The organism is Snodgrassella sp. B3088 (genome assembly GCF_026535815.1).
GTDB classification, from domain to species: Bacteria; Pseudomonadota; Gammaproteobacteria; order Burkholderiales; family Neisseriaceae; genus Snodgrassella; species Snodgrassella alvi_E.
On sequence record NZ_JAFNPG010000002.1, the window covers coordinates 421,381 to 448,297 of the forward strand.

The 26,917-nt window shown below is 41.2% G+C and carries 30 protein-coding genes and 1 tRNA gene; 17 read left to right on the top strand and 14 right to left on the bottom strand.

What is annotated here, in order from left to right; translation table 11 throughout:
- Positions 1-11: 11 nt before the first annotated feature.
- Both J3U75_RS02415 and J3U75_RS02420 read right to left on the bottom strand, forming a co-directional pair.
- Positions 12-1,958 (bottom strand): AAA family ATPase, encoded by a 1,947-nt coding sequence (locus tag J3U75_RS02415; RefSeq protein ID WP_267390326.1) that lies wholly within the window; start codon positions 1,956-1,958, stop codon positions 12-14.
- A 269-nt stretch (positions 1,959-2,227) separates the two neighbouring features.
- Entirely contained in the window at positions 2,228-2,461 is a 234-nt protein-coding gene (locus tag J3U75_RS02420; protein ID WP_267390327.1) for a hypothetical protein, read from the bottom strand.
- A gap of 104 nt (positions 2,462-2,565) precedes the next feature.
- Here J3U75_RS02420 and J3U75_RS02425 point away from each other — a divergent pair, with 104 nt between their 5' ends.
- The 3 genes from J3U75_RS02425 (at position 2,566) to J3U75_RS02435 (ending at position 5,948) form a co-directional block, all read left to right on the top strand.
- The gene (locus J3U75_RS02425) at positions 2,566-3,282 is read left to right on the top strand and encodes a S24 family peptidase (protein WP_267390328.1); all 717 of its coding nucleotides are present in this window, start codon (positions 2,566-2,568) and stop codon (positions 3,280-3,282) included.
- A gap of 116 nt (positions 3,283-3,398) precedes the next feature.
- Positions 3,399-4,469 (top strand): nucleoid-associated protein, encoded by a 1,071-nt coding sequence (locus tag J3U75_RS02430; RefSeq protein WP_267390329.1) that lies wholly within the window; start codon positions 3,399-3,401, stop codon positions 4,467-4,469.
- A gap of 12 nt (positions 4,470-4,481) precedes the next feature.
- Positions 4,482-5,948 (top strand): hypothetical protein, encoded by a 1,467-nt coding sequence (locus J3U75_RS02435; RefSeq protein WP_267390330.1) that lies wholly within the window; start codon positions 4,482-4,484, stop codon positions 5,946-5,948.
- Positions 5,949-6,482: 534 nt separating this feature from the next.
- Here J3U75_RS02435 and J3U75_RS02440 read toward each other — a convergent pair.
- Positions 6,483-6,797 (bottom strand): hypothetical protein, encoded by a 315-nt coding sequence (locus tag J3U75_RS02440; RefSeq protein ID WP_267390331.1) that lies wholly within the window; start codon positions 6,795-6,797, stop codon positions 6,483-6,485.
- A 115-nt stretch (positions 6,798-6,912) separates the two neighbouring features.
- On the opposite strand from J3U75_RS02440, the gene J3U75_RS02445 reads away from it, so the two are divergent.
- The 14 genes from J3U75_RS02445 to J3U75_RS02505 all read left to right on the top strand — a co-directional run bounded on the left by J3U75_RS02445 (position 6,913) and on the right by J3U75_RS02505 (position 17,556).
- Positions 6,913-7,386 (top strand): single-stranded DNA-binding protein, encoded by a 474-nt coding sequence (locus J3U75_RS02445; protein ID WP_267390332.1) that lies wholly within the window; start codon positions 6,913-6,915, stop codon positions 7,384-7,386.
- A gap of 115 nt (positions 7,387-7,501) precedes the next feature.
- Entirely contained in the window at positions 7,502-7,717 is a 216-nt protein-coding gene (locus tag J3U75_RS02450) for a hypothetical protein (RefSeq protein ID WP_267390334.1), read from the top strand.
- Complete coding sequence (locus J3U75_RS02455; protein ID WP_267390335.1) at positions 7,714-8,064, top strand: hypothetical protein; 351 nt, start codon at positions 7,714-7,716, stop codon at positions 8,062-8,064. Before J3U75_RS02450 ends, J3U75_RS02455 begins: the two co-directional genes overlap by 4 nt.
- A gap of 21 nt (positions 8,065-8,085) precedes the next feature.
- The gene (locus J3U75_RS02460; RefSeq protein WP_267390336.1) at positions 8,086-8,463 is read left to right on the top strand and encodes a hypothetical protein; all 378 of its coding nucleotides are present in this window, start codon (positions 8,086-8,088) and stop codon (positions 8,461-8,463) included.
- 5 nt (positions 8,464-8,468) lie between these two features.
- Positions 8,469-9,677, top strand: a complete 1,209-nt coding sequence (locus J3U75_RS02465; RefSeq protein WP_267390337.1) for a DUF2800 domain-containing protein — start codon at positions 8,469-8,471, stop codon at positions 9,675-9,677.
- A 21-nt stretch (positions 9,678-9,698) separates the two neighbouring features.
- On the top strand, positions 9,699-10,259 hold the full coding sequence (locus tag J3U75_RS02470) for a DUF2815 family protein (RefSeq protein WP_267390338.1): 561 nt from the start codon (positions 9,699-9,701) through the stop codon (positions 10,257-10,259).
- 445 nt (positions 10,260-10,704) lie between these two features.
- Positions 10,705-12,750, top strand: coding sequence for a DNA polymerase (locus J3U75_RS02475; RefSeq protein ID WP_267390339.1), 2,046 nt, complete (start codon positions 10,705-10,707; stop codon positions 12,748-12,750).
- A 6-nt stretch (positions 12,751-12,756) separates the two neighbouring features.
- Positions 12,757-13,020, top strand: a complete 264-nt coding sequence (locus J3U75_RS02480) for a VRR-NUC domain-containing protein (protein WP_267390340.1) — start codon at positions 12,757-12,759, stop codon at positions 13,018-13,020.
- An 86-nt stretch (positions 13,021-13,106) separates the two neighbouring features.
- The gene (locus J3U75_RS02485; protein ID WP_267390483.1) at positions 13,107-14,387 is read left to right on the top strand and encodes a DEAD/DEAH box helicase; all 1,281 of its coding nucleotides are present in this window, start codon (positions 13,107-13,109) and stop codon (positions 14,385-14,387) included.
- A gap of 291 nt (positions 14,388-14,678) precedes the next feature.
- Positions 14,679-14,879 (top strand): hypothetical protein, encoded by a 201-nt coding sequence (locus J3U75_RS02490; protein ID WP_267390341.1) that lies wholly within the window; start codon positions 14,679-14,681, stop codon positions 14,877-14,879.
- Positions 14,880-14,926: 47 nt separating this feature from the next.
- Positions 14,927-15,436 carry a class I SAM-dependent methyltransferase gene (locus tag J3U75_RS02495; RefSeq protein WP_267390342.1) on the top strand — a complete coding sequence of 170 codons (510 nt, stop codon included), beginning with the start codon at positions 14,927-14,929 and terminating at the stop codon, positions 15,434-15,436.
- Between the two features lie 36 nt (positions 15,437-15,472).
- A complete protein-coding gene (locus J3U75_RS02500) occupies positions 15,473-16,228 on the top strand; it encodes a hypothetical protein (RefSeq protein ID WP_267390343.1) in 756 nt (251 codons plus the stop codon).
- Positions 16,229-16,279: 51 nt separating this feature from the next.
- On the top strand, positions 16,280-16,606 hold the full coding sequence (locus J3U75_RS11370) for a helix-turn-helix domain-containing protein (protein ID WP_416384687.1): 327 nt from the start codon (positions 16,280-16,282) through the stop codon (positions 16,604-16,606).
- Positions 16,522-17,556, top strand: coding sequence for a tyrosine-type recombinase/integrase (locus J3U75_RS02505; protein WP_416384688.1), 1,035 nt, complete (start codon positions 16,522-16,524; stop codon positions 17,554-17,556). The genes J3U75_RS11370 and J3U75_RS02505 overlap by 85 nt, the downstream gene beginning before the upstream one ends.
- A gap of 7 nt (positions 17,557-17,563) precedes the next feature.
- Here the strand turns inward: J3U75_RS02505 and J3U75_RS02510 are convergent.
- The 11 genes from J3U75_RS02510 to lptE form a co-directional block, all read right to left on the bottom strand.
- Positions 17,564-17,639 (bottom strand) — tRNA-Lys (locus tag J3U75_RS02510).
- Positions 17,640-17,743: 104 nt separating this feature from the next.
- Complete coding sequence (gene serS / locus J3U75_RS02515; protein WP_267390345.1) at positions 17,744-19,051, bottom strand: serine--tRNA ligase; 1,308 nt, start codon at positions 19,049-19,051, stop codon at positions 17,744-17,746.
- A gap of 90 nt (positions 19,052-19,141) precedes the next feature.
- Complete coding sequence (trpD, locus tag J3U75_RS02520) at positions 19,142-20,185, bottom strand: anthranilate phosphoribosyltransferase (RefSeq protein ID WP_267390346.1); 1,044 nt, start codon at positions 20,183-20,185, stop codon at positions 19,142-19,144.
- A gap of 46 nt (positions 20,186-20,231) precedes the next feature.
- Positions 20,232-20,801 (bottom strand): aminodeoxychorismate/anthranilate synthase component II, encoded by a 570-nt coding sequence (locus J3U75_RS02525; protein WP_267390348.1) that lies wholly within the window; start codon positions 20,799-20,801, stop codon positions 20,232-20,234.
- A gap of 57 nt (positions 20,802-20,858) precedes the next feature.
- On the bottom strand, positions 20,859-22,502 hold the full coding sequence (locus J3U75_RS02530; protein ID WP_267390349.1) for a phospholipase D family protein: 1,644 nt from the start codon (positions 22,500-22,502) through the stop codon (positions 20,859-20,861).
- Positions 22,503-22,563: 61 nt separating this feature from the next.
- A complete protein-coding gene (gene ubiD, locus J3U75_RS02535; protein WP_267390350.1) occupies positions 22,564-24,042 on the bottom strand; it encodes a 4-hydroxy-3-polyprenylbenzoate decarboxylase in 1,479 nt (492 codons plus the stop codon).
- A gap of 18 nt (positions 24,043-24,060) precedes the next feature.
- Positions 24,061-24,636 carry an aminoacyl-tRNA hydrolase gene (gene pth / locus J3U75_RS02540; protein WP_267390351.1) on the bottom strand — a complete coding sequence of 192 codons (576 nt, stop codon included), beginning with the start codon at positions 24,634-24,636 and terminating at the stop codon, positions 24,061-24,063.
- A gap of 55 nt (positions 24,637-24,691) precedes the next feature.
- A complete protein-coding gene (locus J3U75_RS02545; RefSeq protein ID WP_267390352.1) occupies positions 24,692-24,976 on the bottom strand; it encodes an RnfH family protein in 285 nt (94 codons plus the stop codon).
- Positions 24,966-25,400, bottom strand: coding sequence for a type II toxin-antitoxin system RatA family toxin (locus J3U75_RS02550; protein ID WP_100140631.1), 435 nt, complete (start codon positions 25,398-25,400; stop codon positions 24,966-24,968). The genes J3U75_RS02545 and J3U75_RS02550 overlap by 11 nt, the downstream gene beginning before the upstream one ends.
- A gap of 49 nt (positions 25,401-25,449) precedes the next feature.
- On the bottom strand, positions 25,450-26,433 hold the full coding sequence (gene holA / locus J3U75_RS02555) for a DNA polymerase III subunit delta (protein WP_267390353.1): 984 nt from the start codon (positions 26,431-26,433) through the stop codon (positions 25,450-25,452).
- A complete protein-coding gene (lptE, locus tag J3U75_RS02560; protein WP_100157000.1) occupies positions 26,430-26,915 on the bottom strand; it encodes an LPS assembly lipoprotein LptE in 486 nt (161 codons plus the stop codon). Before lptE ends, holA begins: the two co-directional genes overlap by 4 nt.
- Between the last annotated feature and the right edge of the window lie 2 nt (positions 26,916-26,917).

Here is a 26,917-nt window from a genome sequence, read left to right on the forward strand (position 1 = left end):
TCAACAAGGCTTTATAGGATTTCCAAACATCCATTCTCTTCAAAGTAAGGGGCGTCATCCCCCGTACATAAGGCTTTCAAAGCGCGACGTATATGTTGCTTGCGCGTATCTCGCTTACCTGCGGGCACCTCCGTGCGTGCCAAACATTCCGCGATCACCGCTTCAACTTCAATACCCGCAGATTGAGCCAGACCAAACTCGTTAACAACGGAGATAACGATGCTTGTCCATTTCCCAGTACTGGCGCCCTTATTCGCTTTAGCAGTGCCATTAAGATCGGCAGGAATGCCGGCCTCAACAACAACGCAGGATGTGATAATGTCTGCATCCTCATCCAGCCCCAAAGGTACAACCTCTAGCTCAAAACCAAACTCTCCATGATCGTCACCGTCTTTCTGTTTGGTAACGCGGGTAACCCGTCCTGACTCAGTCCTAATTACCTCAAGCTCCATATCTGCAGCGGCCCGTAACCCAGACCAGCCGCGAGCGCCTTTACTTGTGTCTTTGCCACTATGGTGAACAAGCAGCACCATCGCACCTAAGGCACGATTAAGGCCACGAAAATGGGCTAAAGCTTTACCTACATCTTCGCCCGCGTTTTCATTCGCCCCCGGCGTTACCTGCGCAAACGTATCGATAACCACTAAATCCGCACCACCCCAAGCTATAATGGCTTTGGCCACATCCAGCGCATCCACTTTCATGAGAAAGTTAGGGGCAACAGGGATTACCCCAAAAGGGACACCAGCTAGACTTATCTTATGATGCAGCTCATAAGCCTTCAGACGCTTACGAAATCCGCTACTACCTTCGGCTGCTAAATAAACAACCCTGCTAGGCCTAACTTTGTGCCCCCGCCAGCTTTTGCCGCGTGCGAGGGATAGGGCCATATCCGATACAAAAAAGGATTTACCGGAGCCAGATTCACCAAACACAACCCCCAAATCTGCTTTAGGCAAAACACCTTTAATTAACCATGGCGTCGGGCTACAGTCTGCAAAGTTTTCAGCGTCAACAACAGCGAATCGAGCATCTGCGCTGTCATCCTCTTCCTTGATACAGTCAAATTCACTGGCTGACGCTATGTCAGGGTCAACATGTACACCTGATTCTTTAGCCAGTTTTAAAAGCAATCTGGCCGTTACAGGGGCGCCTTTGTTGTTGCCGAAACTTGTCCAGTGATGCAACAATTCCTCACTGCCCGGATAATTATCTGCTTGGCTTGACCACTCATCCCACAGGTGGAATCCTTCCACCTCAGTTTCATGATGCAGGGCCATACCGACATTGATCCATTCCGGATACGGCATACTAGGGTCAAGCGCCTGTAAAATCTCTTCAAGCTGGTTCTCGCTTAAGCCAACAACAGGTTCAACCGCCATTAAAGGTTCATCGGATTGCTCTGTTCGACGTTGCTTAAAACGAATATCGCAATACTCAATAACATCTTTACTGACCGGCGCGATTTGCGCATCGGAGCCTATAAGGGTACATAAGGGCAACACGTCTTGTGTCACCGTTACAAAGCCTGAAGTGGAAAACACTTCAAAACCGAAATCACCGGTAAGATCTTTAGCGTTGCCTATATTCCCTTGAAAAAAAGCACGTACGCCCTTTTTACTAGGAGAAAACTCCGCATATGTTCCTGAGACCAGTTCTTCGACTTTAGGGTTAATACCGCCATCGGTATCGACACAATTGTCAAAATCTAAGGCAACGATGTCGCAGTCAGGCGTCAGCGCAAAACCGATACCCGCAGCTTTATGCCGCTCGCATGAAGTAACAGCTTCCTCAAAGCTAGCCAGCCGATTAATATCAGCCTGACAACCTTGCCGTCCTCTGCGCCGATGGCCAGAAACGTAGTAAGGTATCTTGCGGGGTTTACCGCCCTCAACCTTGTGATATTTCCAGATAAGCCATTGGCGTTTGGCTCTTAATAATTTAGGTAGCTGTTGCATTCTGTTTCTTTCAGCTCATAGAGCAGTACACCATTAGTCGCCAACCCCCCAGACCTGTTCTGGGCTGGTGCACTGCTCTATGAGCACAGGTAACCGCGTTTGGCAGGCGGTGAAATAAGGGAACTTCATCTTGATACTGCGCTCAAGTGTAAAAAGAATTGGCCAATAGCAAAGCTAAGTGCAATGCTCTTGAGAGTTATGAAAGTTTTTTTCAAAAATACTCATTCGCTTTAATCAACTGCCTATAAGAAAGAAATATTTGGCCTGAATTATTGGTTGTCTTCTTCACTGCTTCCGTTTAACACTAGCCAGCGTATTTCTGGGCGACAATTAAACTGATTGTTTTGTTTAAATAATTCAGGATTATCTAATTTAACTTGAGCTGGAATGCCTCTAACTGTCCAGTTCCAGACTCGCTGTGGTCCTTTTTTTTTTGAGTAACCTAATAAATCAGATACTTTGGTAGGCCCGCCTAATAAAAAAATTATTTGTTTATCATCCATTTTGTTTTCCCAGAGGGCGTATTTCTATAATTAAACACTATGTTTAATTAAAAGTCAAACATTGTGTTTAACAACAAAATGTTTAAATATTAGAAAATACACACATGGAAAATACAACTGCACGGCTCTATCAGGCGGCTAAAGAATTAAAAGGCCTGACAAATCCTTCACAAATCGCAAGGGCATTCAACACGTCACCTCAGACTGTAAAAAACTGGGAGTCACGCGGGATGTCAAAAGAAGGATTACTAAAGGCCCAGCAAATTATTGGTGTTTCGGCTCTCTGGCTGGAAACAGGGGAAGGGAATATGCAATTAGTAAGTGATGCTACTAAATTAAATTTAGAATCTTTTAATAATGAAAACAAAGATGAATCAACTAATGAGGACTTCATTACTATTGATCAATTTGATATTGAGGTTTCTTGTGGTCCAGGTATTAACAATGCAAACTATCCGGATTTTATCCGCAGTATAAATATTCCAAAAAATGAATTCTTAGAATGGTTCGGGCGAAGTAAAGCAATGCCTGGAATTCAGTTGGTGACGATAAAAGGCGACAGTATGGAACCAACGCTGCCAAACAGAGCCATAGCGTTCGTGGATAGTAATATAAATGAATTTCAAGGTGATGGAATTTATGCTTTCGTTTTAGATGGGGAGGCTTATATTAAGCGGCTGCAAAGGGTTCCCGGGAAAATCATTGCAATTTCAGATAACACTGTTTATGAGCCATTCTATATAACCCCAGAAATGGAAGAACGAATGCGTATTGCAGCTAAATTTATTCGTGTACTTCCATTCAATATGCGTGAGCTATAAGGTTATAAATTTTTTGGCAGACTGTTCTTACCAGTTATCTAATAAACATTAATTCATAACTAGAATTTCAGATTTAATAATTTTTATTATAAATTTTAAGTATAAAAGGAGTTATTATGGATATAAAATTAATTAATGTTTCGATACATGATATTGATATTGAAAATAACAACGTACAAAGACGTATTATTGATGGCCAAATCATTAAAAAAGAAGGTTTATTATTCTATACAAAAAAAGTAATAACAGATATATATACCCCACCTGATCGCCAATCTAACATCAGAGGTCAATATTATAAATTTAGCAATGAAGATGAATTAGTTCCTCATTATTTAAAATTAATTAATCAAGACCCTAATGTTTGGGAAGAATTGACCGAAAAAATCGCAGTGAAATTATTTTCAATTGAAGTCATGGTGAATGATAAAGTTGTGAACTTAAAAGGACTCAGAAAAGGAAGTCTACTACAAGCCCATTTTACTTATAATAATGAGCCAAAAATTGCCCTTATAAAAATTGATACTAATCAGTTTTTGAGTGAAGTCTTAGATATTCAAGCTGGTTTACCGATTAATACCAGAGTACAAAAAGTAGCTATTACAACCTTTAACAGTTCAAACGCAATAACTTCATTATTACTTTCAGACACCAATTCAAAAATTACAGAGTACTGGCGATATACATTTCTTCAGTCAGAACCTGTGAATAAAAATAAACAAAATACAAAGAATGCTTTTGTAGCCATCGATAATTTTTTAAAAAAGAAAATAAAACCTATATCCAAACAAGATTATTACTTCCTACGCAATAAAGTAATTTTAGATTTTAGAAAAGATTCATTTGAATTTAATAATTTGGTATCTGATTTACAAAACTATGAACCAGTCAGCAATGAATTAGGTTTAGAATTTAACAATCTATTATTAAATTTTCAGGAACTACCAAAAAGCGCAAAGTCATTTGATACACAATTTGATATTGACACTACAGAAGTTAAAGCTAAACTTCAAAACAAGATGGTTATTGATGATAATTTCGATTTAATAATAAAAAGAGATATAGATAATTTAAGAACTGTTTTGGGGGTGGGCAATGATGATGATGGTGGTAAATATGTTAAAATTTATTCTGAAGTTGGGTATAGTCTATTAAAGACGGATTCAAAATATAATGATACAAAATGATTATTATATGAAATGAATAGTTTTGTAGAGCGGTTATTATCAGCAATCGGTGAAACTATAATTAATTCTGCTAGCCATAATTTTAGATGGTGCAGAATTGAAGGAATTGTTACGTCTTTAAATAACAATATATTTTTAGACGTGTACCAAGTTATTTCTTTAACAATTGATAAAGGATTTATATTAGAAATTGGGTTAGGAGAAGATGGTAGCACTAGATTAACAAATAATATGTCCAAAGAAGACCTAGAAATACAAATACGAGATTTATTAGAAGAATATGATCAAGAAACGCCACTATCATCAGATTTTAAATTCAATATATCTATTAATTCGAATGAGTCAAATATAAACATTTTTTCATGGGAATGGTTTCACACCTATCTAAATGGAACTCCTCTTGACAAGGCATTGAAAGAATGGTCCAAACTTATTAAAAATAATTTTTCCGCAACCATAAATGTTTGGGACCAAAAATTTAATATTGAAAATGATTTTTTCTCTTTTATTCACTATAGTGAAACCGGTATAGATAACAAAAAAGCTATAGACCAGATTAAGATTGAAAATAGGGACAAAATTAGTCATTTTGTCAATGCGTGCGATATCACACTTATTCCAGATTCCTTTAATTTTGCTATTAATGATTGCCCATTAGCCGCTTATTTTAATAATTTAAGGAATGTTTTATCTTTAGTTTTTCTAAGTGATTATTCAAGAATTAAAGATAATGAAGTAGATTATTGCATAAAAGGTTATAAAACAATAAATGGAAAGCTTAGCGAACAATTAAGCTTTGATGTCGGAAATGAATTATGGTCTATGTACAAATGGGCTTATGAGGGAGGTTCTTTCATAGATAAAATTGGCATACTTAGAAACGTCATCCCGATTCATATGCAGCAAGAGAATATCAATACACTTGAATCAGGAACTTTATTATCTGCTCAATCTGGTTATGATCTATACTTAAAAGATAATGTTAAACAGTATATTGAAATAAAAAATAAAATATCTGATATGCTTCTTTCACAATCAGAAAAAGCTGGTCAAATCACCAAGGATATGTTCAATATCTTAAAATCAAATCTCTGGACAATTTTGAGTTTCTTTGCAACAGCAATTTTAGTTAAAAGTTTCGATAAATCAAATGAAAGCTATCATTATACTGTGATAGTAGTGGGTGTATTTTTAATTGTACTATCACTAATCTTTTTAAAATTTGCATTATCAGAAGTACATGATGAAAAACAGAGGCTAAGCAAACGATATTTAGAAATTGAAAATAGGTACAAAGACCTCTTAAATATTAATGATATTAAGAAAATTATTGGTTCTTCTAATTTAGATGGTTTAACGCCAGAAAAAAAGGAATTAGAATATATTGAAAAAAAAGTAAGGAAATATACGTTGCTTTGGATTTCTTGCTTAGCATTCTTGATCATCATTTTAGCTTGTATATACAAAGACATATTATAAATTTTACTTCTCTTATAATAACCACAACATCGGTTGTGGCTTTTTTATTGCTTACTGATCCCTACTCAAAAATTATTATGCTTTTATTTCAATAAATTAATACCTTTTTAAACAAAAATTAAACAAATTGTTTGCATTTAATTTAAACGTAGTGTTTAATACGTCCATCAAACAAACACCGACACCGATGACTCCAACATGAAAAAGAGTTGGAGAAACACCAGCAAATAGAAATACAGGCTAGGTTGCCGTGCTGGCATAAGTTGATAGCAAAATGTATTGTTTATTGTTCTTTTGATAGTAAGTTTAAAAATCGCAGCGTATTTGTTATGAGCAAGTGCGCTTTAGTTTTTAAATTTAAAAAGCCAGCTAAAGAGCTGGCTTTATTGTTTAGATTTTTATAAGGAGTAAAAATCATGGAAAAAGTAAGTTTTTCAGTTTCTGTTGATAACTTGGTTGAACTAAATGAACTAGTCAATAGGATTCAAATTCAATTAACCCAGATCAATAACTCATTAAATAGATTGAGTGAATTTAAAATTCAAGTTGTTTTAAAGTCCAATCCTTAGCAGCCGTAGACTTCATCTCTTCCCAAGAGCTGAATGAAGTATTTTTACGTATAAAGGCGTCAAGTTCTGCGTCATTAATGGATTCTATATCTGAAAAATCGAAGCTGCTTTTATCCGCAAACTCGCCAAATGACTTAAATTTTGAGTACTTACACATAAATTTGTCATTGAAGAGCTCGTTAATTGGCAATAAATGGCTTCCCTGTACCTTTTCAACAGACGTTTTAATTTTATTTAATTTCTTAGAAAGATTATCTAAGCCTGAAATTTTCAAGGACATATTTTTACCTCTATTTGCTAGCTTGTTTTTGGAAACTACATTCTAGCACTTGCACAATGGCAGTGAGTGCCTAACCACCTGCCCCACCAAGATAAATTAACGAAAAGGAGATTTTATGTCAGTCAATAAGGTCATTTTGATTGGCCGTTTGGGCCAAGTACCTGAAACACGACGTACGGGTACAGGAGATGCTGTAACTAATTTTTCTCTTGCTACTGATGAACAATGGAAAGATAAAAACGGGCAAAAGCAGACTCGTACCGAATGGCACAACATTACGATGTTTGGTAAGTTAGGTGAGATTGCCAGTCAGTATCTGCGTAAGGGTGATCAGGTTTTTATTGAAGGGCAGATACGAAGTTCTAAATACAGTACTAAAGATGGGGTTGAGCGAACAGCATATAACATTATTGCTGCTGAAATGAGGATGTTAGGCGGGCGCAATATCGGTACGTCAGATAGCAAAAGCGGTAAAGAGAGTGATAATACACTTGTTACCTCTTCAGAAAACGCTAAAAAGTCTGCTAAGCAGCAACATCAACCCAATCCACCTGCAGTTGATGATATAGATGATGATATCCCATTCTAAAATACTAAATCTATCATCAAATAAACGCGAGATATTTAATGTACAGATAGAAAGATATGCCTTGTAAGAATATCTAGGGTACAGGGAGCCCTTATCAAGAATGAGGGAGTTAAAGATGCGTAAGTTGATGACCACCATATTGGTGGCATTTTTTATGGCCGCGGTTCTCTCTATAAAGCCGTACCCACCTAAAAAAGCGGGGTGTACGGACCTTTGCTTAATGGAAGCTAAAGAGAATGCAGCAGGCAGAGAAGTCAAGCGAATGAGGGAAATTATGGACAGCAAGGATTATGACCCTATGAATGCTGCAGTACTGGAGCCAGAGAAATGAATACTAGTAAAACTCCATACAGCTACATGACCGACGAAGAACTTCTAAGTTATGCAAGCCAAGTAGCTAACAGCCTTACCGAGTCGTATCTGGAAGCAGAGTTGCGTAAAAGGCTGGAAGAAAGGCTGGAATATGTTAATCCTGATGACTATAAAGAAATGCTTTATGACGATCTAGGTGCGTCCGAAGAAGAAATTACAAAACTGGTTGAAGCTTGTAAGGGAGATCTGCAAGGTGCTGTATCCGTACTAGAAATGCTGCAAAAGTACGGGTACGAAGATAGCGAAGAATTACAAGCGTGTCTGGATTTTATAGTTCAGGCGCGCAGTTTTTTTAATGGTAAGTAGGAAAAACAAGGAGCAGGAAAAATGACACTTGAAGCAAAGATCGACCGCACTAACGATTTATTAGCAAAAATCATGGATGTTCTTATCTCAAATAACGCTACACCCGCTAAAGGGCGTTTTAAAAAAGATATTAAAGAACCCACTCCTGTAGCGGAGGGTAAGTCAGATGAAGCTGAAACCTCTAAAAAGACACCAGCAGCTAAACCTGCAGCTAATGTAACCGATGGAAACATCGCCTCTATTGAAGAGGCTAAAAGTGCATTTGTTGAACTGCTAAAAATCAAAGGTAAAAAGGAAGGAGTTGAGATTCTGCAAACCCTAGGGGTAAGCAAGTTACCTGATCTTAACCCCTCTCAGTATGGGGAACTTGTTCGGCTATGTAGGATCGCAATGGAGTAAGGAACATGCAACATGCAAGATTATCACCTTCATCTTCACACAGATGGATCAGGTGTCCGGGAAGCGTAGTCATGGAATCCAGTTACCCTGATGTTACTTCAGAGTATGCCGCTGAAGGTACTGTTGCACATGAAGTAGCCGCATATTGTTTGAACACTGGCACTGATGTATCTACTTGCATTGGGCAACGTAAGGAAATCGCCGGAACGGAGTTTATTGTTGATGACGACATGGCCAGACACGTACAAACATATATTGATTATGTTCGTACTCTCGGAGGTCAATTGTTCGTAGAACAAACACTTCCAATCTCCGATATCACGGGGGAAGACAATGCCTTTGGTACCGCTGATGCAGTTGTATTGCTCGATGATGAATTGGTAATTGTAGATTTGAAGTACGGGCGTGGAGTAAAAGTTGATGCCAACCGTAATGAACAGCTTTGCCTGTACGCAGCCGCGGCGTTAGAAGAATATGCGCTGATTAATGAGTTTAAGCGAGTGCGATTGGTAATTGTGCAACCACGGCTCAATAATATCAGTGAATTCGATTGTGATGCACGAGGGCCAAAGAGTATCGAAAACTTCGTTGATCGCGCACGCGTTGCAGGAGGTAGAGCTCTTACCTGTTTGCAGAAAGGTACATCTTCTGATGATTTAAATCCGGGCGAGCCTCAATGCCATTTTTGTAAAGCAAAGGCGGATTGCCCTGCAGCAGCTCAGAAGGTTATGGAGATGCTGACAGAGGGTTCTGTTGACCTTGATCAGCCGGTATTGCCTCAGATTGAGCAAGCGCCCATACCCAAGGATGATAACGCCCTACTCGCCCGCAAACTGGCTGCGCTGGATTTTATCGAATCGTGGTGTACTGCGATACGTAAAACGGCTGCATCCAAAATGAATGCTGGAGAAAGGATACCGGGCTTTAAGCTGGTTGAAGGACGACGCGGGGCTAAATCTTGGCGGGATGAGGAGACAGCGGAAGCAGTTCTTAAATCCATGCGCCTCAAAAAAGATGAGATGTATGTTTGGAAGCTCATCTCACCATCGGCACTTGAAAAGCTGTGCAAGGCAGGTACGGTTAGCCTGCGTCAATGGAATAAAGTGGCAGAACTCATTACGCAAAAGCCCGGCTCTCCGGCTATCGCTCCAGAATCAGATAAACGCCCTGCTCTCGTCATGGACGTGGCTGCAGATTTTGAAGCTTTAGTTTAACTTATATAAGGAATCATTATTATGAAATGTATCTTAAAAGGCGTACGTTTATCTTTCCCCAATCTTTTTCAAGCTAGTAGTGTTAATGGTAGCGAGCCAAGGTTTGCCGCCAATTTTCTGATAGAGCCTGACAGCGAAAATGCTAAGGCGGTCAACACCGCCGTAGCCCAAGCAGCTAAAGATAAATGGGGGGCTAAGGCGGAGCTGGAATTAAAAAAACTAAGCGCTTCGGATCGTACCTGTTTACACGATGGAAATTTAAAAGATTATGATGGTTACGAGGGTAATTTGTATCTAAGTGCCAGTAATTCAGTTAAGCCGTTGGTGTTGGATAAAGATGCGAAAACGCATTTAGATTCTTCAGACGGTCGACCATATGCAGGTTGCTACGTTAATGCCATTGTAGACATTTGGGTGCAGGATAATAATTTTGGTAAACGGATCAATGCTAGTCTGCGTGGCGTGCAGTTTGTCAAAGATGGTGATGCCTTTAGCGGTGGCGGAGCGGCCACAGAAGATGAGTTTGCCGATTTAGCTGTGCCGGATGGTGACGCCGATGAGGATTTCAGTGATCTGATTTAACCCTATCAGAGCATCAATTATTGAAACAACCAGCTTTTAGCTGGATTTTTTTTAATGAATAGTGTTTAGCAAAAGCATTTAATAAATGAACTCGCCGCCCTTTTTTCAAGGGCGGTTTTACTATTCGGTTTATGTGGTGTTGCAGCATGTTTTGCTATTTGTCTTTAAGGACAAGGGTAAATAGCACAAGATGGATTGTATTGAAAAAGGGAATAATATGATTAAGCTACAAATGACTGCGCTTATCGCAGTCTTTTTTATGTGCACGTATTTAGTTTTCTTCTTTGTTTTGATTAAACAGATGTGACGTAGGCATATGTTTGAACAACTGCGTAAATCGAAGTGTCTGAAAAATTCAAAAATTAAGGGCACGAATGAACAAACCTGAGTTGCAAATTACTAAATAGACGCCAGCAAGATGCTGGCATTTTTATAGAGGTTTGAAATGCCTAAATTATATATCGACCTTGAAACCTTCAGCGAAGTTAATTTACTTACCTGCGGGACGCATGTTTATGCGTCAAATTCGGAGATATTGTTGATAGCGTATGCCATCGGTGATGCTCCGGCTAAAGTCATTATCGGTGGGCAGTTTAATGAAGAGTTACTGCAGGTATGGAACGACCCAGATTACTACGTGGTTGCGCATAACAGCCATTTTGACCGTACCGTACTGGCTGCGCACGGTTATACATTACCGATTGAGCGATGGTATGACACTATGGTTAAAGCGTTTGCGCACTCACTACCCGGACGGCTGGGGGTACTTAGTGAGGTTTTTAGATTACCCTCGGATAAAGCCAAGGATAAGGAGGGGCGGAGGTTGATTTTGTTGTTCTGCAAACCTCGGCCGAAAAGCTCTAAATTACGGCGTGCGAGTCAACACACCCACCCTGAAGAGTGGCAGCGTTTTGTTGAGTATGCGCGCTTAGACGTTGAAGCCATGCGCGAGATAGATAAACTAACCCCAAAATGGAATTACTTAAGTAGCGAACTGGCGCTGTGGCACCTAGATCAACGTATTAATGATCGCGGTGTGTGTATCGATACAGAGCTGGTTTGTAATGCGATTAAGGCTATTGACCTCGCGCAGAAAGTCCTGGCAAGTAAAACATCAAAGGCAACTAACGGCGATGTAGTATCGGCAAATAAGCGTGATGCTTTACTAAAGTACATACTGGAAGCATACGGTATTGAGCTGCCGGATATGCAGAAATCTACGTTAGAAAGACGGCTGAATGATCCTGATTTGCCTGAAGCTGTTAAGGAGTTATTGCTATTACGTCTTAATACAGCTACGACAAGTACTGCCAAATATAAAACACTGTTCAGGTCAACTAGTGCCGATGGAAGACTGCGGGGCACGCTGCAGTTTGATGGTGCTACACGCACAGGGCGTTGGGCGGGCCGAATGTTTCAACCGCAGAATCTGCCCCGTCCTACTTTAAAGCAGGATGATATCAATTTAGGCATAACAGCGCTTAAAGCTGGCGGCGCGGAGCTTGTTTATGACGATATTATGGAGTTAACGTCATCAGCAATCAGAGGTTGTATCGTGGCCCCTGCAGGTAGCAAGCTGGTGATTGCTGACCTTTCTAATATTGAAGGTCGTGTTCTGGCATGGCTGGCTGGGGAGGAATGGAAGCTGGAGGCGTTTCGTGATTATGACAGGGGTACAGGGCATGACCTGTATAAGCTGGCTTATGCCAAAGCTTTTAATATACGTCCAGAAGACGTTAATAAATCACAACGTCAGATTGGTAAAGTTATGGAACTGGGGCTCGGATATGAAGGTGGTGTGGGTGCGTTCCTTACGTTCGCGGCCAATTACGGTATTGATCTGGAAGCCATGGCAGAACAGGCCGTAATTCCTGACGAGATATGGCAGGAAGCGCAGCGCGCTTGGGATTGGTTTGTTGAGCAAAAGCGGCCTACTTTCGGGCTGTCTAACACCGTATGGTGCGTTTGTGATTCGTTTAAGCGTACATGGCGTCAGGCACATATTAAGGTGTCTACATTCTGGAAAGACCTTGAGCGTGCCGCTGTCAAGGTCATAAGCACAGGGCGAACAATGCAGTGCAGAAGGCTAACGCTGGACAGACAAGGCGCATGGTTGCGCATTCGCCTGCCTTCAGGACGGTTTGTTTGCTACCCCGCCGCATGTGTAAATGATGAAGATAAATTGTCTTATATGGGTATAGACCAGTATAAGAAAAAATGGACACGTATCAAGACTTACGGCGGCAAGCTCGTAGAGAACGTAACGCAGGCCGTTGCCCGCGATATCTTGGCGGACTCCATGCCTAAAATTGAGGCAGCGGGATATAGGATAGTGCTGACCGTGCATGATGAAATTATCAGTGAAGCACCGGATAACGGTGCTTTTTCACACGAAGCGCTCGCTTCGCTTATGGCTACAAATCCTTCATGGGCACAAGGATTACCCCTTGCTGCCGCCGGATTTGAAGACTACCGCTATAGAAAGGATTAACAAGGTATGAGGGAATCCGTAATCGAAAAAGCCCTTGTTAAGGCGGTAAAAGCGGCGGGAGGCTACTGCCGGAAGGTACAGTTTATCGGGCATCGGGGAGCGCCAGACCGCTTGATTATGTTGCCGGGTAGATTGATATGGGTCGAACTTAAAGCCCCGGGAGAGCGCGCTAAACCCCATCAGGTGCGAGAGCACCAGCGCTTATCAGAAGCAGGTCAGACGGTACTGGTGATAGATGACCTGAATAAGATTAAGGAGATATTCGGATGAGAGATTTCACTCCGCGGGCGTATCAGGAACTTATTATTAAATGCATTTATGAAAAGCCCCGCACTGCAATTTGGGCTGGCATGGGCATGGGTAAAACAGTGTCTACACTAACTGCACTAGATGGCTTAAGCCTTCTATCAAGCCATCCGAAATTGGTGTTGGCTCCTCTGCGCGTTGCCGCCAGTACGTGGCCAGATGAGGCACGAAAATGGGGGCACATAACATCCGAAGTGGTACCTATAGTAGGTGACGCCAAACAGCGGCGCGCAGCTTTGTTACAGGATGCAGAAATATACACTATCAATTACGAAAACATCCCATGGTTGATTGAAGAGCTGGGTAACCGCTGGCCGTTCGATACGGTGGTGGCAGACGAGTCCACCAAGCTCAAATCATATCGCAGTCGTCAAGGAGGTAAGCGCGCTCGCTCCTTGGCACAAGTTGCATTCCTGAGCGAACGTTTCATTGAACTTACAGGCACACCTTCGCCCAACGGTATACTTGACCTTTGGGGGCAATTATATTTTCTGGATAAAGGGTTGCGTCTTGGGCGCAGCTACACTGCATTTGTGAATCGATGGTTTCGCCCAGTGCGAGTTGGAAACAGCCCTTTTGCGGTCAGGCAAGAGTTGCTTCCCGGCGCGCAGGAAGAAATCCATGATCGTTTGAGGGATATATGTTTGACACTTGATGCGAAAGACTACTTTGACATCAAGGATCCTATAGTAACGAACGTCTGCATCACTTTACCGCATAATGCGCGCAAAATGTATCGTGATTTAGAGCAGGAAATGTTTCTGCAAATAGAAAACTGCACTATTGAAGCGGACAATGCTGCGGCAAAAACAATTAAGTGTCTGCAGTTGGCCAACGGGGCTATCTATAAGGATGATAGTAAAGACTGGGCAGAAGTGCACGATTTGAAATTGCAGGCGCTCGAATCTATTATTAATGAGGCTTCAGGAATGCCTGTATTAGTGGCCTATCACTTTAAAAGTGATTTGGCCAGAATCCAAAAAGCGTTTCCCCAAAGCCGAGTATTGGACCAAGACCCCCAAACGATCAGGGACTGGAACGCAGGCAAGATCCCTATTCTGCTGGCACATCCTGCCAGCGCCGGCCACGGGCTCAACCTGCAGGACGGCGGGAACATATTAGTGTTTTTTAGCCATTGGTGGGATCTTGAACAGTACCAACAAATAGTTGAACGTATAGGACCAACCCGACAGCTACAAGCAGGCCATGACCGCCCTGTTTTCATTTATCACATTATTGCTGCGGATACTGTAGATGAGCTGGTGGCAGAGAGACGAAATAGTAAGCGCAGTGTGCAGGATATGTTGCTTCAAGCAATGAAGCGAGGATAAAAAAATGGTTAACAGCGATAACTATATAAGTAATATGCATATTTTACAGAAAAGTGGGCTTAATTATTCAAGCTCCGGTAAACACGGTGTATGCATCAGGACGAACATGGGTAACGTCATGTTTTATCCTTCTCAAGATAAATACGTATACAAGAACAAGTCGTATTTCGGTGATGCTTCGCGGGTAATTGATTTTGTGAAAGAGATACGATAAGCGAACAGGCGGTAGTTTAAATATGCCTATCCTGTTATTAAAGCCAGCGGTTTAGCTGGCCTTTTGTTGGAGGTTGTATGAACAGCAGGAAAGACCCAAAAGGAATTGCGCAACAAAGACTAATGTTCGAAAAGCATCTAGCATCAATTGAATATGGCGTGCCGCTCAGATCAAGAGATATGCGAGATTATCTAGATGATCTGCGTTATGTGTATCCTGAAATTCAGAGACTATGGGAAGCATGGCTGACATGTGCAAAGGCTAATCAAAACCTTTAGTCCGTAATGATCTACAAACTTTGCCAGCTAATTAGCTGGCTTTTTTAATGAGTTATCAAGTAATGACAACACCTCCTGTTTTAGATGCCTGCTGCGGCAGTCGCATGATGTGGTTTAACAAGCAAAATGAGCTGGCTTTATTCGCTGATAAGCGGAAAGAAAAGGCAATTCTATGTGATGGCCGCGCGCTTGAAATTAATCCCGACATTCAAATGGATTTTACTAAGATGCCTTTTCCGGACAACACCTTTCACCATGTTGTTTTTGATCCTCCCCATTTGGAACATGCGGGTGCTAAATCATGGATTGCTAAAAAGTATGGTGTACTTGGCCAAAGTTGGCAGGATGATTTACGCATGGGTTTTGAAGAATGTTTCAGAGTTTTAAAGCCTAATGGCACTTTGGTTTTTAAATGGAGTGAGGTGCAAATTAAGGTCAAGGATATTTTAGCCCTTACCCCTCATAAACCACTATATGGACATACAACAAACAAGAACAAGCAACGTGGCACTCATTGGTTTACGTTTATAAAAACCTTGAATAAGCCAGCTAAGTAGCTGGCTTTTTTGTTACCGGTTACAAGGACAGATATTATGCAGGAAAAAGAGATTTTCTTATCGCTTGGCATACTTACCCAAATGGGCGCATACGAGGAACTGCTTGAATTTTTTAAGGAAAGGTATTCTAACGACTCTGCTACCCTCTCTGGAGTGATTAGCGACCTTCAAGAATCAGTTAGCACAAGCACTAAAGGCTTAGAATACATAAGATACGCAGGCTACGCCAAGTGGTTATTCGGGGCATTCCCTCCGATTCAGGAGCCCTTAGTTCTAAGCGAACTTAATAGAAAGGTTATCATTCATAACGGCGCTGTAAACATTAAGTCCGGTATTGACGGTGACCCTATCATTATTAGTAATGGTGACTTAGATATTGATGGTAAGGCTAATTTAAGTGGCCACGCAAGAATTTGGGCGAGTGGAGCAATAGACATCAAAAATATTAAAACTGATGATTCCACAGATATTTGGTCAGGAAAGAGTATAAAGGCCATAAATATTGCGGCTAAAGGTCACGGGGGAATTAGAGCTCGGAATATTATAGACGCTACAAATATCGCGCTTTGTGGTTGTGTGACGTTGTCGACGAAAGACATAAAAACCAAAAACTTATTAGCTAATGGTTACGTGGATATTTGGGTGGATAGAACAATAGACACCGTATATATTGCAGTTAGGGAGCACGCAAGTATTATGGCATATGAAATAAACACCCAAAAAATTATGGATGAAAGCAAGACCAGAGTCCATAGCAATATTAATTTAATCAAACCATCTTCTAACCAATAATTTTCAATATAAACATATCCAGCTTAGCTGGCTTTTTTTTGTAGGTTAAAAATGGAAGAAACCTTTACATGCGAAACGGCCGCTGCGTATTGCAAATGCAATGCGCAAACGATTAGAGATGCTATACAGAGCGGCGAATTAAGTGCAGCCAAAATTGGTAGAGGCTATGTTATTAGAAGAACGCGCCTTGACGAATACATTAGCAATAAAGAAGAATTGACCGCGCAGGCGGTTCGGAATAATAGGAACCAAACATGTTGTTTAAGCACCCCAATGGCTTCTGGTATATTGATATCCAAACAGAAAGTGGGAAAAGAATTAGACGCTCGACTAAAACCAAAAATGAAAAACTTGCGGAGGAATATCACGACAAATTAAAGCATGAATTATGGCGACAAGAACGGCTAGGCGATAAGCCTAAGTATTTATGGGACGATGCTGCACTTAGATGGCTAGAAGAAAAGGAGGGAGTAAAAAAGAGTATTGACGCTGATATAAGTCGACTGAGGAATTTACAGCAACTACGCGGAGTATATTTACATGAAATAAACAGAAACATGATTATGTCGATAATCAATGAGAAAGATTGTTCCAATAGCACTAAAAACAGGTATTTGTCGTTGATCAGAGCGATTTTAAATGCCTGCGTGCGTGAATGGGACATGTTAGATGAACAAGTTTATTTTAAGCAATTCAAGGAAGCCAAGAAGCGTGTTCGCTGGCTAAAACCGGAAGAAGCGGCGAGATTATTAAATTGCTTGCCGACCTATATGGCACTGATGGCAAGATTCAATTTAGCGACGGGTCTCAGGCAGCACAATATATTTAGTTTGAAATGGGATCAGATAGATTTTCTCAGACGAACGTGCCAGTACTATCCGGACGAGATGAAGTCGGGGGAGCCGTTTGATCTAGCATTGAACGACACTGCGATGGAAGTATTAGTACATCAAGTAGGCAAGCATCCGAAATATGTTTTTTTAAACACCAAACACAATCCTGTATTAAAGCTGAATTACAAATTATGGTACAAAGCTTTAGACAAAGCGCGGATTAGTGACTTTCGCTGGCATGATTTGCGCCATACATGGGCTAGCTGGTTGGTACAGAACGGGGTATCGCTATATGAACTAAAAGAAATGGGAGGCTGGCAATCGTTAGAAATGGTGCAAAAGTACGCTCATCTGGACAATGAAAATTTGCACACGCAAGCAGCAAAGATTGACAACCTCATGACAGGTACATGTCAAAAAAATGTCAAAACCGGCAAACCAATGGACTATTCATTAACATCAAAAGGGCTAGATAAGGTATTGAATATAATGTAATAATCATTGGTGGGTCGTCAGGGGATCGAACCCTGGACAAATGGATTAAGAGTCCACTGCTCTACCAACTGAGCTAACGACCCAACAGGGAGATAATTATACTCGTCTTTACATTAAAGGACAATATATACAATGGATCAGTTATATTGTCCTTTAAATTTTGATAGAAATATTCAAATTCAATGATCTATAGAGTATCTGCTTGTGCTTTTAATATGCTTTGCCCCCCTAGATAAGGTTGTAAAGCGACAGGAATGTTGATGCTACCATCTTCATTCTGATGATTTTCTAGCACAGCTACTAATGTGCGGCCGACAGCTAAACCGGAACCGTTTAATGTATGCACTAGCTGGTTTTTACCCTCGCTATCTTTAAAGCGCGCTTGCATACGTCGTGCCTGAAAATCTTCACAGTTTGAACAACTGGAAATCTCGCGATAGGTATTCTGTGCAGGTACCCACACTTCTAGATCGTATGTTTTGGCTGCACTGAAGCCCATGTCTCCTGTACATAATATGATTACTCGATAGGGTAATTCCAAAAGCTGAAGTATTTTTTCTGCATGACCAACCATTTCTTCAAGTGCAGCATAAGAATTTTCAGGATGCTGAATCTGTACCATTTCTACTTTATCAAACTGGTGCTGTCGTATCAGTCCGCGTGTGTCTTTACCGTATGATCCGGCTTCGGAGCGGAAGCACGGTGAATGTGCGGTTAATTTCTTCGGTAATTCTTCCTTACTCAGAATGCGTTCACGTACGGTATTGGTAAGGGTGATTTCTGCGGTAGAAATCAGATATTGTTCCTGATTGTTTTCTTCTCCGCCGCAAGTAACTTTATACATGTCTTCAGCAAATTTAGGGAGCTGTCCTGTACCTACGAGTATTTCGGGATTAACGATATAAGGGGTGTAATGCTCAACATATCCATGCTTCTGTGTATGAGTATCAAGCATAAATTGTGCTAATGCTCTGTGTAGTCGTGCTATCGGACCACGCATTAATGCAAAACGGGCACCAGACAGTTCTGAAGCTGTTTTAAAGTCTAAGCCTAGTGGTTCGCCGAGATCGACATGGTCTTTAATCTGAAAATCAAATTGCCGTGGTGTACCAACACGTCTGATTTCTACGTTTTCGGTTTCGTTTTTTCCTATTGGTACATCGTCATGAGGAAGGTTGGGTATGGTTAGGATTAAATTATCTATCTGGCTTTGTATATTTTGATAATTCTGATCAGTCTGTTCGAGCTCTGTTTTAATTTTGCCTACTTCGGCCATCACTTCGTTGGCTTCATCATGTTTACCCTGGCTTTTCAAGGCGCCAATCTGTTTGGACAGGCTATTGCGTTTAGCTTGCAGTTCTTCAGTACGAATCTGCAATTGTTTGCGTTGCTGTTCTAGTTGGGTGAATGCTGCAATATCCAGCTGGAAACCACGGGTTTGTAATTTTCGGGCAACTGTGTCGATGTCTTGTCGGAGTATTTGAATGTCTAACATGATATTAATGTGTTGTTGACGGTTTGTAGCGTTTATTGTAAACGATTAATTGCAGTGATGCAGGGTGAACATCTGCAAGCTTACTGCATGTTAAGTTTTCTGTATGGCAGCTAATTGTTGTGTTTTCTGAATAAATTCTGTCTGTTTGGTTTTGGCTTTGCCAGAATCAATGGCAGTAATTGCTAAATCCACTGCTTCTTCCAATGAAGTAGTGATATCGGATGCATAAATGGCGGCAGCCGCATTCAAAACGACGATATCACGACAAGGCCCTTTTTCTCCGTTTAGTACAGCGTTCATGATATGCAGTGATTCTTCGCTGTTGGCTACTTTAAGGGGTTTCAGGTCTTCGATAACCGGCATGTCGAATTGTGCTGGATGAATATCATATTCCATGATAGTACCGTTTTTCAATTCGGCTACGCGGGTTGTACCAGTGAGCGTAATTTCATCTAGGCCATCGCTGCCATGAACCACAAGCACATGTTTGCTGCCTAGCTGTTTCAGTACACGTGATAATATACCCACTAAATCTATGTGGAATACACCTAAAACCTGATTTGATGCTTCTGCCGGATTGGTTAATGGTCCTAAGATGTTAAATACGGTACGTACGCCAAGCGCTCGGCGTACCGGAGCAACATAACGCATGCTGTTGTGATGATTGGGAGCATACATAAATCCGACACCTAGCTGATCAATACATTCGCCTACATGTTCGGGCGTTAGTTCGAGAGCCGCGCCCATGGCTTCGATAATATCGGCAGAACCACTTGAAGAGGATACTGAACGCCCACCATGCTTGGCAACTTTGGCACCTGCTGCGGCTACGACGAACATACTGGTAGTTGAAATATTGAAAGTATGAGCATTGTCGCCTCCGGTACCTACGATATCTACCAAATGATCCCGTTGTTGTACGGGTACTTTAGTGGAAAATTCACGCATGACTGTTGCTGCGGCGGCAATTTCAGATACGCTTTCTACTTTGATACGTAAACCAATTAGTATGGCAGCTATGATTTCTGGCGCCACTTCCCCATTCATAATCTGGCGCATTAAGTCGGTCATTTCATCGTAAAATAATTCGTTATTGTCCAGTAGACGGTTTAGAGCCTGTTGCGGCGTAATCATATTTATTCTTTCTAGAGTAGATTTCGTTTTGCAGATGTGATTATGGTTATGGGTGTTGCTCTAAAAAATTTTGTAACATCTGATAGCCATATTCTGTGAGTAAGCCTTCAGGATGAAACTGTACCCCTTCTATTCTAAGGGAGCGGTGTCTGATACCCATAATTTCGTTATCATCTGTCCATGCGGTGATTTCAAGACTGTCTGGTAAAGTTTCTTTTTCTATAACCAGACTATGATAACGGGTGCAATTTACTGGATTAGGCAGGCCAGTGAACAATGAATTGTTGTGATGATAAACAGGCGAAATTTTACCATGCATTACTTTTTTTGCACGGACTATATTGCCTCCATAAGCAAAGCCAATGGCCTGATGTCCAAGACAAATACCCAGAATAGGGATTTTGCCGCCGAAATGCTGGATAGTGGCTACTGATATTCCTGCCTCTTTCGGTGTACAGGGACCTGGGCCGATGACAATTTTATTTGGAGCTAAGGATTCTATATCTTTCAGAGTTATTTCATCATTGTTTTTAACGGTTATTGTTTCACCTAGCTGACCAAGGTATTGCACGATGTTGTAGGTGAAACTATCGTAATTGTCGATAAATAGCAGCATTAGCTTTACCTTGTATTTTTGGGTGTTAATTGAGATTAGATAATTTTAGTTAAGGTCTTAAAGCAAGCTTTCCAATGGTAACCATGATAGTATTTTTACCCAAGCTCGTTTCCACACACTGGTATCTGGGTCATGATGATAAACCTTGATTTGATTTTTGTCGTTATTTTTCAACCATTCTAGTTTGCCCTCAGGTGAGAGTTTTACTTGATAAGTCACGTCAGGTAAGGCCTCATTGATGGCCTGATTCATATATTGTGCCATTTCGGGTGATTGAATAACAACACCCATTTCGGTGTTGAGTCTGGCGGAACGTGGGTCGAAGTTCAGGGAACCAATATAAAGCTGTTGTCCGTCTATAGTAAATGTTTTGGCATGAAGACTGGATTCAGAATTACCTGTAAATGCCCTGTCACGGTGACCTTTGATAAAACCCTGATTTTTCAGTTCGTATATTTCAACACCCTCTTTTAATAAAGGAATACGGTAGCGGGAATAGCCCGAATGGACTACTGGTACATCTGTTGCAGCCAGTGAGTTGGTAAGAATTCTGATTTTTACCCCTTCTTCTCTGAGTTTTTGCAGATATTCTAGACCCGTTTGAGTTGGTACAAAATAAGGAGTTATAACCAGTAAATCTTTTTGTGGTTCAACAACTGATGCGGCAAGTGCATTCAGAGTTAAACTGACTTTTTCATATTTTATGATATGTTGATAATTGGTATCTTTTGTATCTGGAGCAATTACAATACCTGTCTCGATATTTTGCTTAGCTGTTTCCTGTTTACTTTTAGGCAATGCTTTTTCTGGATTGTCACTTACTAAAATTAAATGTGCCCACTGGTAGTCAAGTGAGCCATCTAGTAAGCGATTGACGAAATTGTCACGATTATAGGCATTGTCGTAACTATCTGCACGCAAACGGTTGAAACTACGCCGCTTAAATACTGTCATACTAGGTTGAAGTTTGTTGCGTCTGTGAACTATGCTGCTAAAATCATATGCAGATGCACTGTTCCAATAGCGATCGAAATTATTAGATACCTGATTGACGATAGGACCTATGGCGAGAATATCCAAGTCAACAAACAACGTACCTTTTCCCATATCGAAATACTCATCACCGATATTACGCCCACCAAGAATGGTAGCCTGATTATCTGCAGTGATGGATTTGTTGTGCATGCGTCGGTTTAATCGCGCAAAGTCGGTAATGTAACTTAACGCGCGCCAGTGCCTATGGATAAAGGGGTTAAATAACCGGATTTCGATATTAGGTTCCTGATTGAGAGCCGTGAGAACTTTATCCAGTCCTACTGTGTTATTGTCGTCCAATAGTAGACGGACATGTACGCCTCGCTGAGCAGCTAAGACAAGTTCGTGGAATAATAGCTGCCCAGATGTGTCATTGCGCCATATGTAATACTGAACATCCAAACTTTTCTCAGCTGCACGTATCAAGGCAACACGTGCTGCAAAGGCTTCATGGCCATCATCAAGTGGGTATATACCCGAAAATCCCGGATGCTGGCTAACAAGAGAAGCATTTGCATAAGCTAATGAAGATGGGATATCGGCTGCAACATGGGTTTCTGTTGTTCTTCCCTGAAGTGACGGTAATGTCTGACAGGCAGTTAATATAAAAAGTGTGCACAGTTTGAAACAGATAGTACAGATTTGATTAAATATCTTACTATTCATGTGCATACCATATGTTGATTATGCTGCTAAATTTTTTAAACTGCATGGAGCCAATAGCAATTTATAAACCTAAATCTTGCCATATGGAATCGATTTTGGCTATGGTTGTTGCATCTTTGCGTATCACTTTGCCCCACTCACGGTTAGTTTCTCCTTGCCATTTATTGGTGGCATCCAATCCCATCTTACCTCCTAGGCCACTGATGGGGCTGGCAAAATCGAGATAATCTATTGGTGTATAATCGATTAGTGTTGTGTCCCGTACGGGATCCATGCGAGTGGTAATAGCCCAAATGACTTCTTTCCAGTCACGTATGTTGATATCATCATCCACAACAATTATATATTTGGTATACATAAATTGCCGCAAATAGCTCCAACATCCCATCATGACCCTTTTGGCATGTCCAGCATATTGTTTTTTCATGCTGACAATAGCCATACGATAAGAGCATCCTTCGGGAGGAAGATAAAAATCAATTATTTCAGGAAACTGCTTTTGTAATAGAGGAATAAATACTTCATTCAAGGCAACGCCTAGAACAGCAGGCTCATCTGGCGGTTTGCCAGTGTAGGTGCTGTGGTAGATAGCATTTTCACGCATAGTGATGCGTTCTACAGTGAAAACTGGAAAATAGTCCTGTTCATTGTAATAACCCGTATGATCTCCATATGGGCCTTCGAGCGCTATTTCATCTGGCTGTATCACGCCTTCAAGCACAATTTCTGCTCTGGCTGGTACATGTAAATCGTTACCAATGCATTTTACTAGTTCGGTACGTGAACCTCTTAATAATCCGGCAAACTGATATTCGCTCAAGCTGTCTGGTACGGGAGTAACTGCTCCCAGTATTGTGGCCGGATCACAGCCAAGTACAACTGATACAGGATAAGGCTTATGAGGATATTTTTGTTTAAATGCCTGAAAATCAAGTGCTCCACCACGGTGTGCTAGCCAGCGCATAATGAGTTTGTTTTTTCCTAGTAATTGCTGTCGGTAAATACCAAGATTCTGACGTTTCTTGTCCGGTCCGCGGGTGACGGTTAATCCCCATGTTATGAGTGGCGCTGCATCTTCTGGCCAGCATTTCTGAATAGGAAGCTGCGTTAAATCGACGGCATCTCCTTCAAGAATGATTTCCTGACAGAGTGCTTTTTTTGTGATAAGTGGCGCCATACTCCATAAATCTTTGAGTAAAGGAAGTTTGGCAAAGGCGTCTTTAATACCTTTGGGCGGTTCAGGCTCTTTCAAATAAGCTAGAGTTTTGCCTATCTCTCTTAATTGAGCAGTACTTTCTGCGCCCATACCCATGGCCACTCGCTCTGCTGTGCCAAACAAATTGGCTAAAACCGGAAAATTATATGGTTTTCCTGACTGACTGACTGTTTTTTCAAACAGCAAAGCCGGCCCTTGTTTGTGTAATACCCGATCTGCTATTTCGGTTATTTCCAGATATGGTGATACAGGGATCTGAACCCGTTTTAATAGCTGCTGCTGCTCGAGCATGGCAATGAATTCTCGTAAATCACGGTATTTCATTACTTTAACTTTCAAAATTCATTTACTGTGTAATCGTTGTTGTACGCTACTGTATTCGCCTTCAAGTAGTAAAGGCATAGCTGTCAGTGACTTTTGAATTGCTTCATTGATTAAGTTTTGTTCCTGGGCTTGTGGTTTATGCAATACATAGCTGACAACAAGGTTACGGTCGCCGGGATGGCCGATGCCAAGGCGTAAGCGATAAAAATCTGGGCTGCCAAGCCACACCTGAATATCTTTTAAGCCGTTGTGACCACCATTGCTACCACCTTGTTTGAATCTTATCTGTCCGCAAGGTATGTCAAGCTCATCATGAACTACTAAAATTTCTGCAGGTGTAATTTTATAAAATTTTGCCAGCGCCAGAACAGAAGTGCCAGATTTATTCATGTATGTAAATGGCTTTAATAGCCAGATTTCTCTATTAGCCTGATTAACTCGTGCGATTTGTCCAAAAAATTTTTTTTCTTCTCTGAAACTGGTTTTCCATAATCTGGCCAGTTCATCGACAAAATCAAAACCGATGTTGTGACGTGTATGTTCATACTCTGTGCCCGGATTGCCCAGACCTACTATGAGCCGTATTTGGGACATAGATTTTCCTTAGAATGTTTTGCAAGTAAGATAATTAAATACAAGAAAAAACGGATTACTTTTTTTGTTGTGCTTTACGACGTCTATTTTCTTTTGGGTCGATAAGTAATGGCTGGTAAACTTCTATGCGATCCCAGTTGCACAGGATGTAATCATCTTTAATTTTTTTGCCAAATACACCTATAGGGGCTGTACGAAAATCAATTTGTGGAAATTGTTGTGGCAGATCTGATTCTAATAATGCCTGACGTGCTGTGGTTCCCGCTGCGACTTTACCTTGCCATAGATGCTGACATTCAGATGTTGCGTACACGGCTTCAACCATAATATCAGTCATCATAGCGTCTGTCGGCTTCCTGAATAAATGCATCTACTAGTGTAGTAGCTATATGGTTGAAAACAGGTCCAATTAGTGCTGAAAGTACGGCACTAGAAAATTCATATTCCAAGCGAAAATCAATTTTACAGCCTAAATTATCGATAGGGGTAAACTGCCAGAAACCTTCTAGCCGGCGAAACGGGCCGTTAAGCAAACTCATTTGTATTTTGTGAGGTCTGTGATTGATATTCCGAGTAGCAAAGGATTGGCGTATTTTCATGTAATCCATATGCAACACTGCTTCAAGTGAATGTTCATCTCTTTTTAAAATTTCTGTTCGATTACACCATGGCAAAAACTGAGGATAATCTTCAACGTTATTGACTAGATCAAATATGTGCTCGGCACTATGGAGTACTAAAACGCTTTTTTCAACTGTTTTCATTTTTTGTCACATTTATTGCGATATGGAAGAGAATTAGTTTGCATGGTAATCAAGCTGTCAAAGTCAGAAACAGGTGCTTAACTTCAGACCATGCATCACCCTCTTCCACACCTTTGATTTGTCTGTCGATGTGCGCACATGTCTGCAAAGCGCCTAGTAAACGTTTTACACCAATGCGTTTGGCTGCCAGCGGAGCCAGAGTCTGTTTTTCTCCCCATAAGCGCAGGCTTTGGCGTAATTCGCTGAGGGGTTTTCCTTGTTTTTGTGCTGCCAGTAAGCGTAATAAGGTACGGATGTCCTCACTGATTACCCATAAAAGTAATACTGGTTCATTGCTCTCTGCTGCCAGTCCATCAAGCAGTCGTACCATCCTTTCGGAATTGCCACTCATCCATGCAGCTGATAGCTGAAATACATCAAATCGCGCCACGTTTGCCACTGCAGCTTGTGCTTCAGGCAGTGTAACAATATGACCAGCAGGATGGATAAGTACAATTTTGTCAATTTCCTGTTTTGCCGCTAGAAGATTACCTTCCACTTTTTCAGCAAATAGTGCTAAAGCATCGTTGTCGATGCTAAGCTTTTCTTCAGCTAGGCGTTTTTTTATCCATTGAGGTAAAGCTGTCTGGCTGACTGCTTTGGCTTCATAGACTTGAGCGACTTTAACCCAGCTCGCAAACCATTTACTCTGTATTTGTGTACGTTCCAGTTTAGGCAATATCAGCATCAGACAAGTGCTTTCTGGTAGATGCTCAGCAAGTTGCTGTAGTATTGCCGCACCTTCTTTGCCAGGTTTGCCAGATGGCAAATGTATTTCCAATAGTTTTGTATCAGCAAATAAACCTACAGATTGTACTGAAGCCAATAGAGATGACCAATCAAAGCCAGATTCAATTATGACGACTTCACGCTCAGAATATTGCTGCTCGCGTGCGCCTGTTCTGATTTTGTCTATAGCCTCTAGCCGCAATAAATCTTCTTCACCATGAATCAGATATGCTGCGGCCAGAGGATGGATAGATATTTCACTCATTCTGTGGTATTGACGGGTAGAAAAGCCAAACGCCGCACTATTTGTTCTGCTGCATCGGTACGCATGTCATGCCAAATCATGTTTTGTTCGTTTTCTTTTGCCAGCACTTCATGATCAGAATAATCCATATAACGATTTACAGTTACTTGAATAGGATCTCCTAATGGCTGGTCGTGGCGATAAGCTTGTACCGTAACGTTCAGTGATAACAAATATTCACTGGCTCCACCGGACAAGTCTACAGAAGATGTAGTTGAATCCTGAGTAGCAGCAATTACTTTTACGACCACATCTGGCTGTTCGGTATCAACAACAACATCTGGCTGACGCCGCAATACTACTTCTAATGCCCGTTGCATACTACCACCATCTATTTTCCAGCTGTGATAGGGCAAAGGTGTATCAAATGCGGATGTGCCTTTCAGATGAAAGCCACAGCCGGACAATGCAAATAAGATAGTCAGTACCAGCCATTTTTTCATAT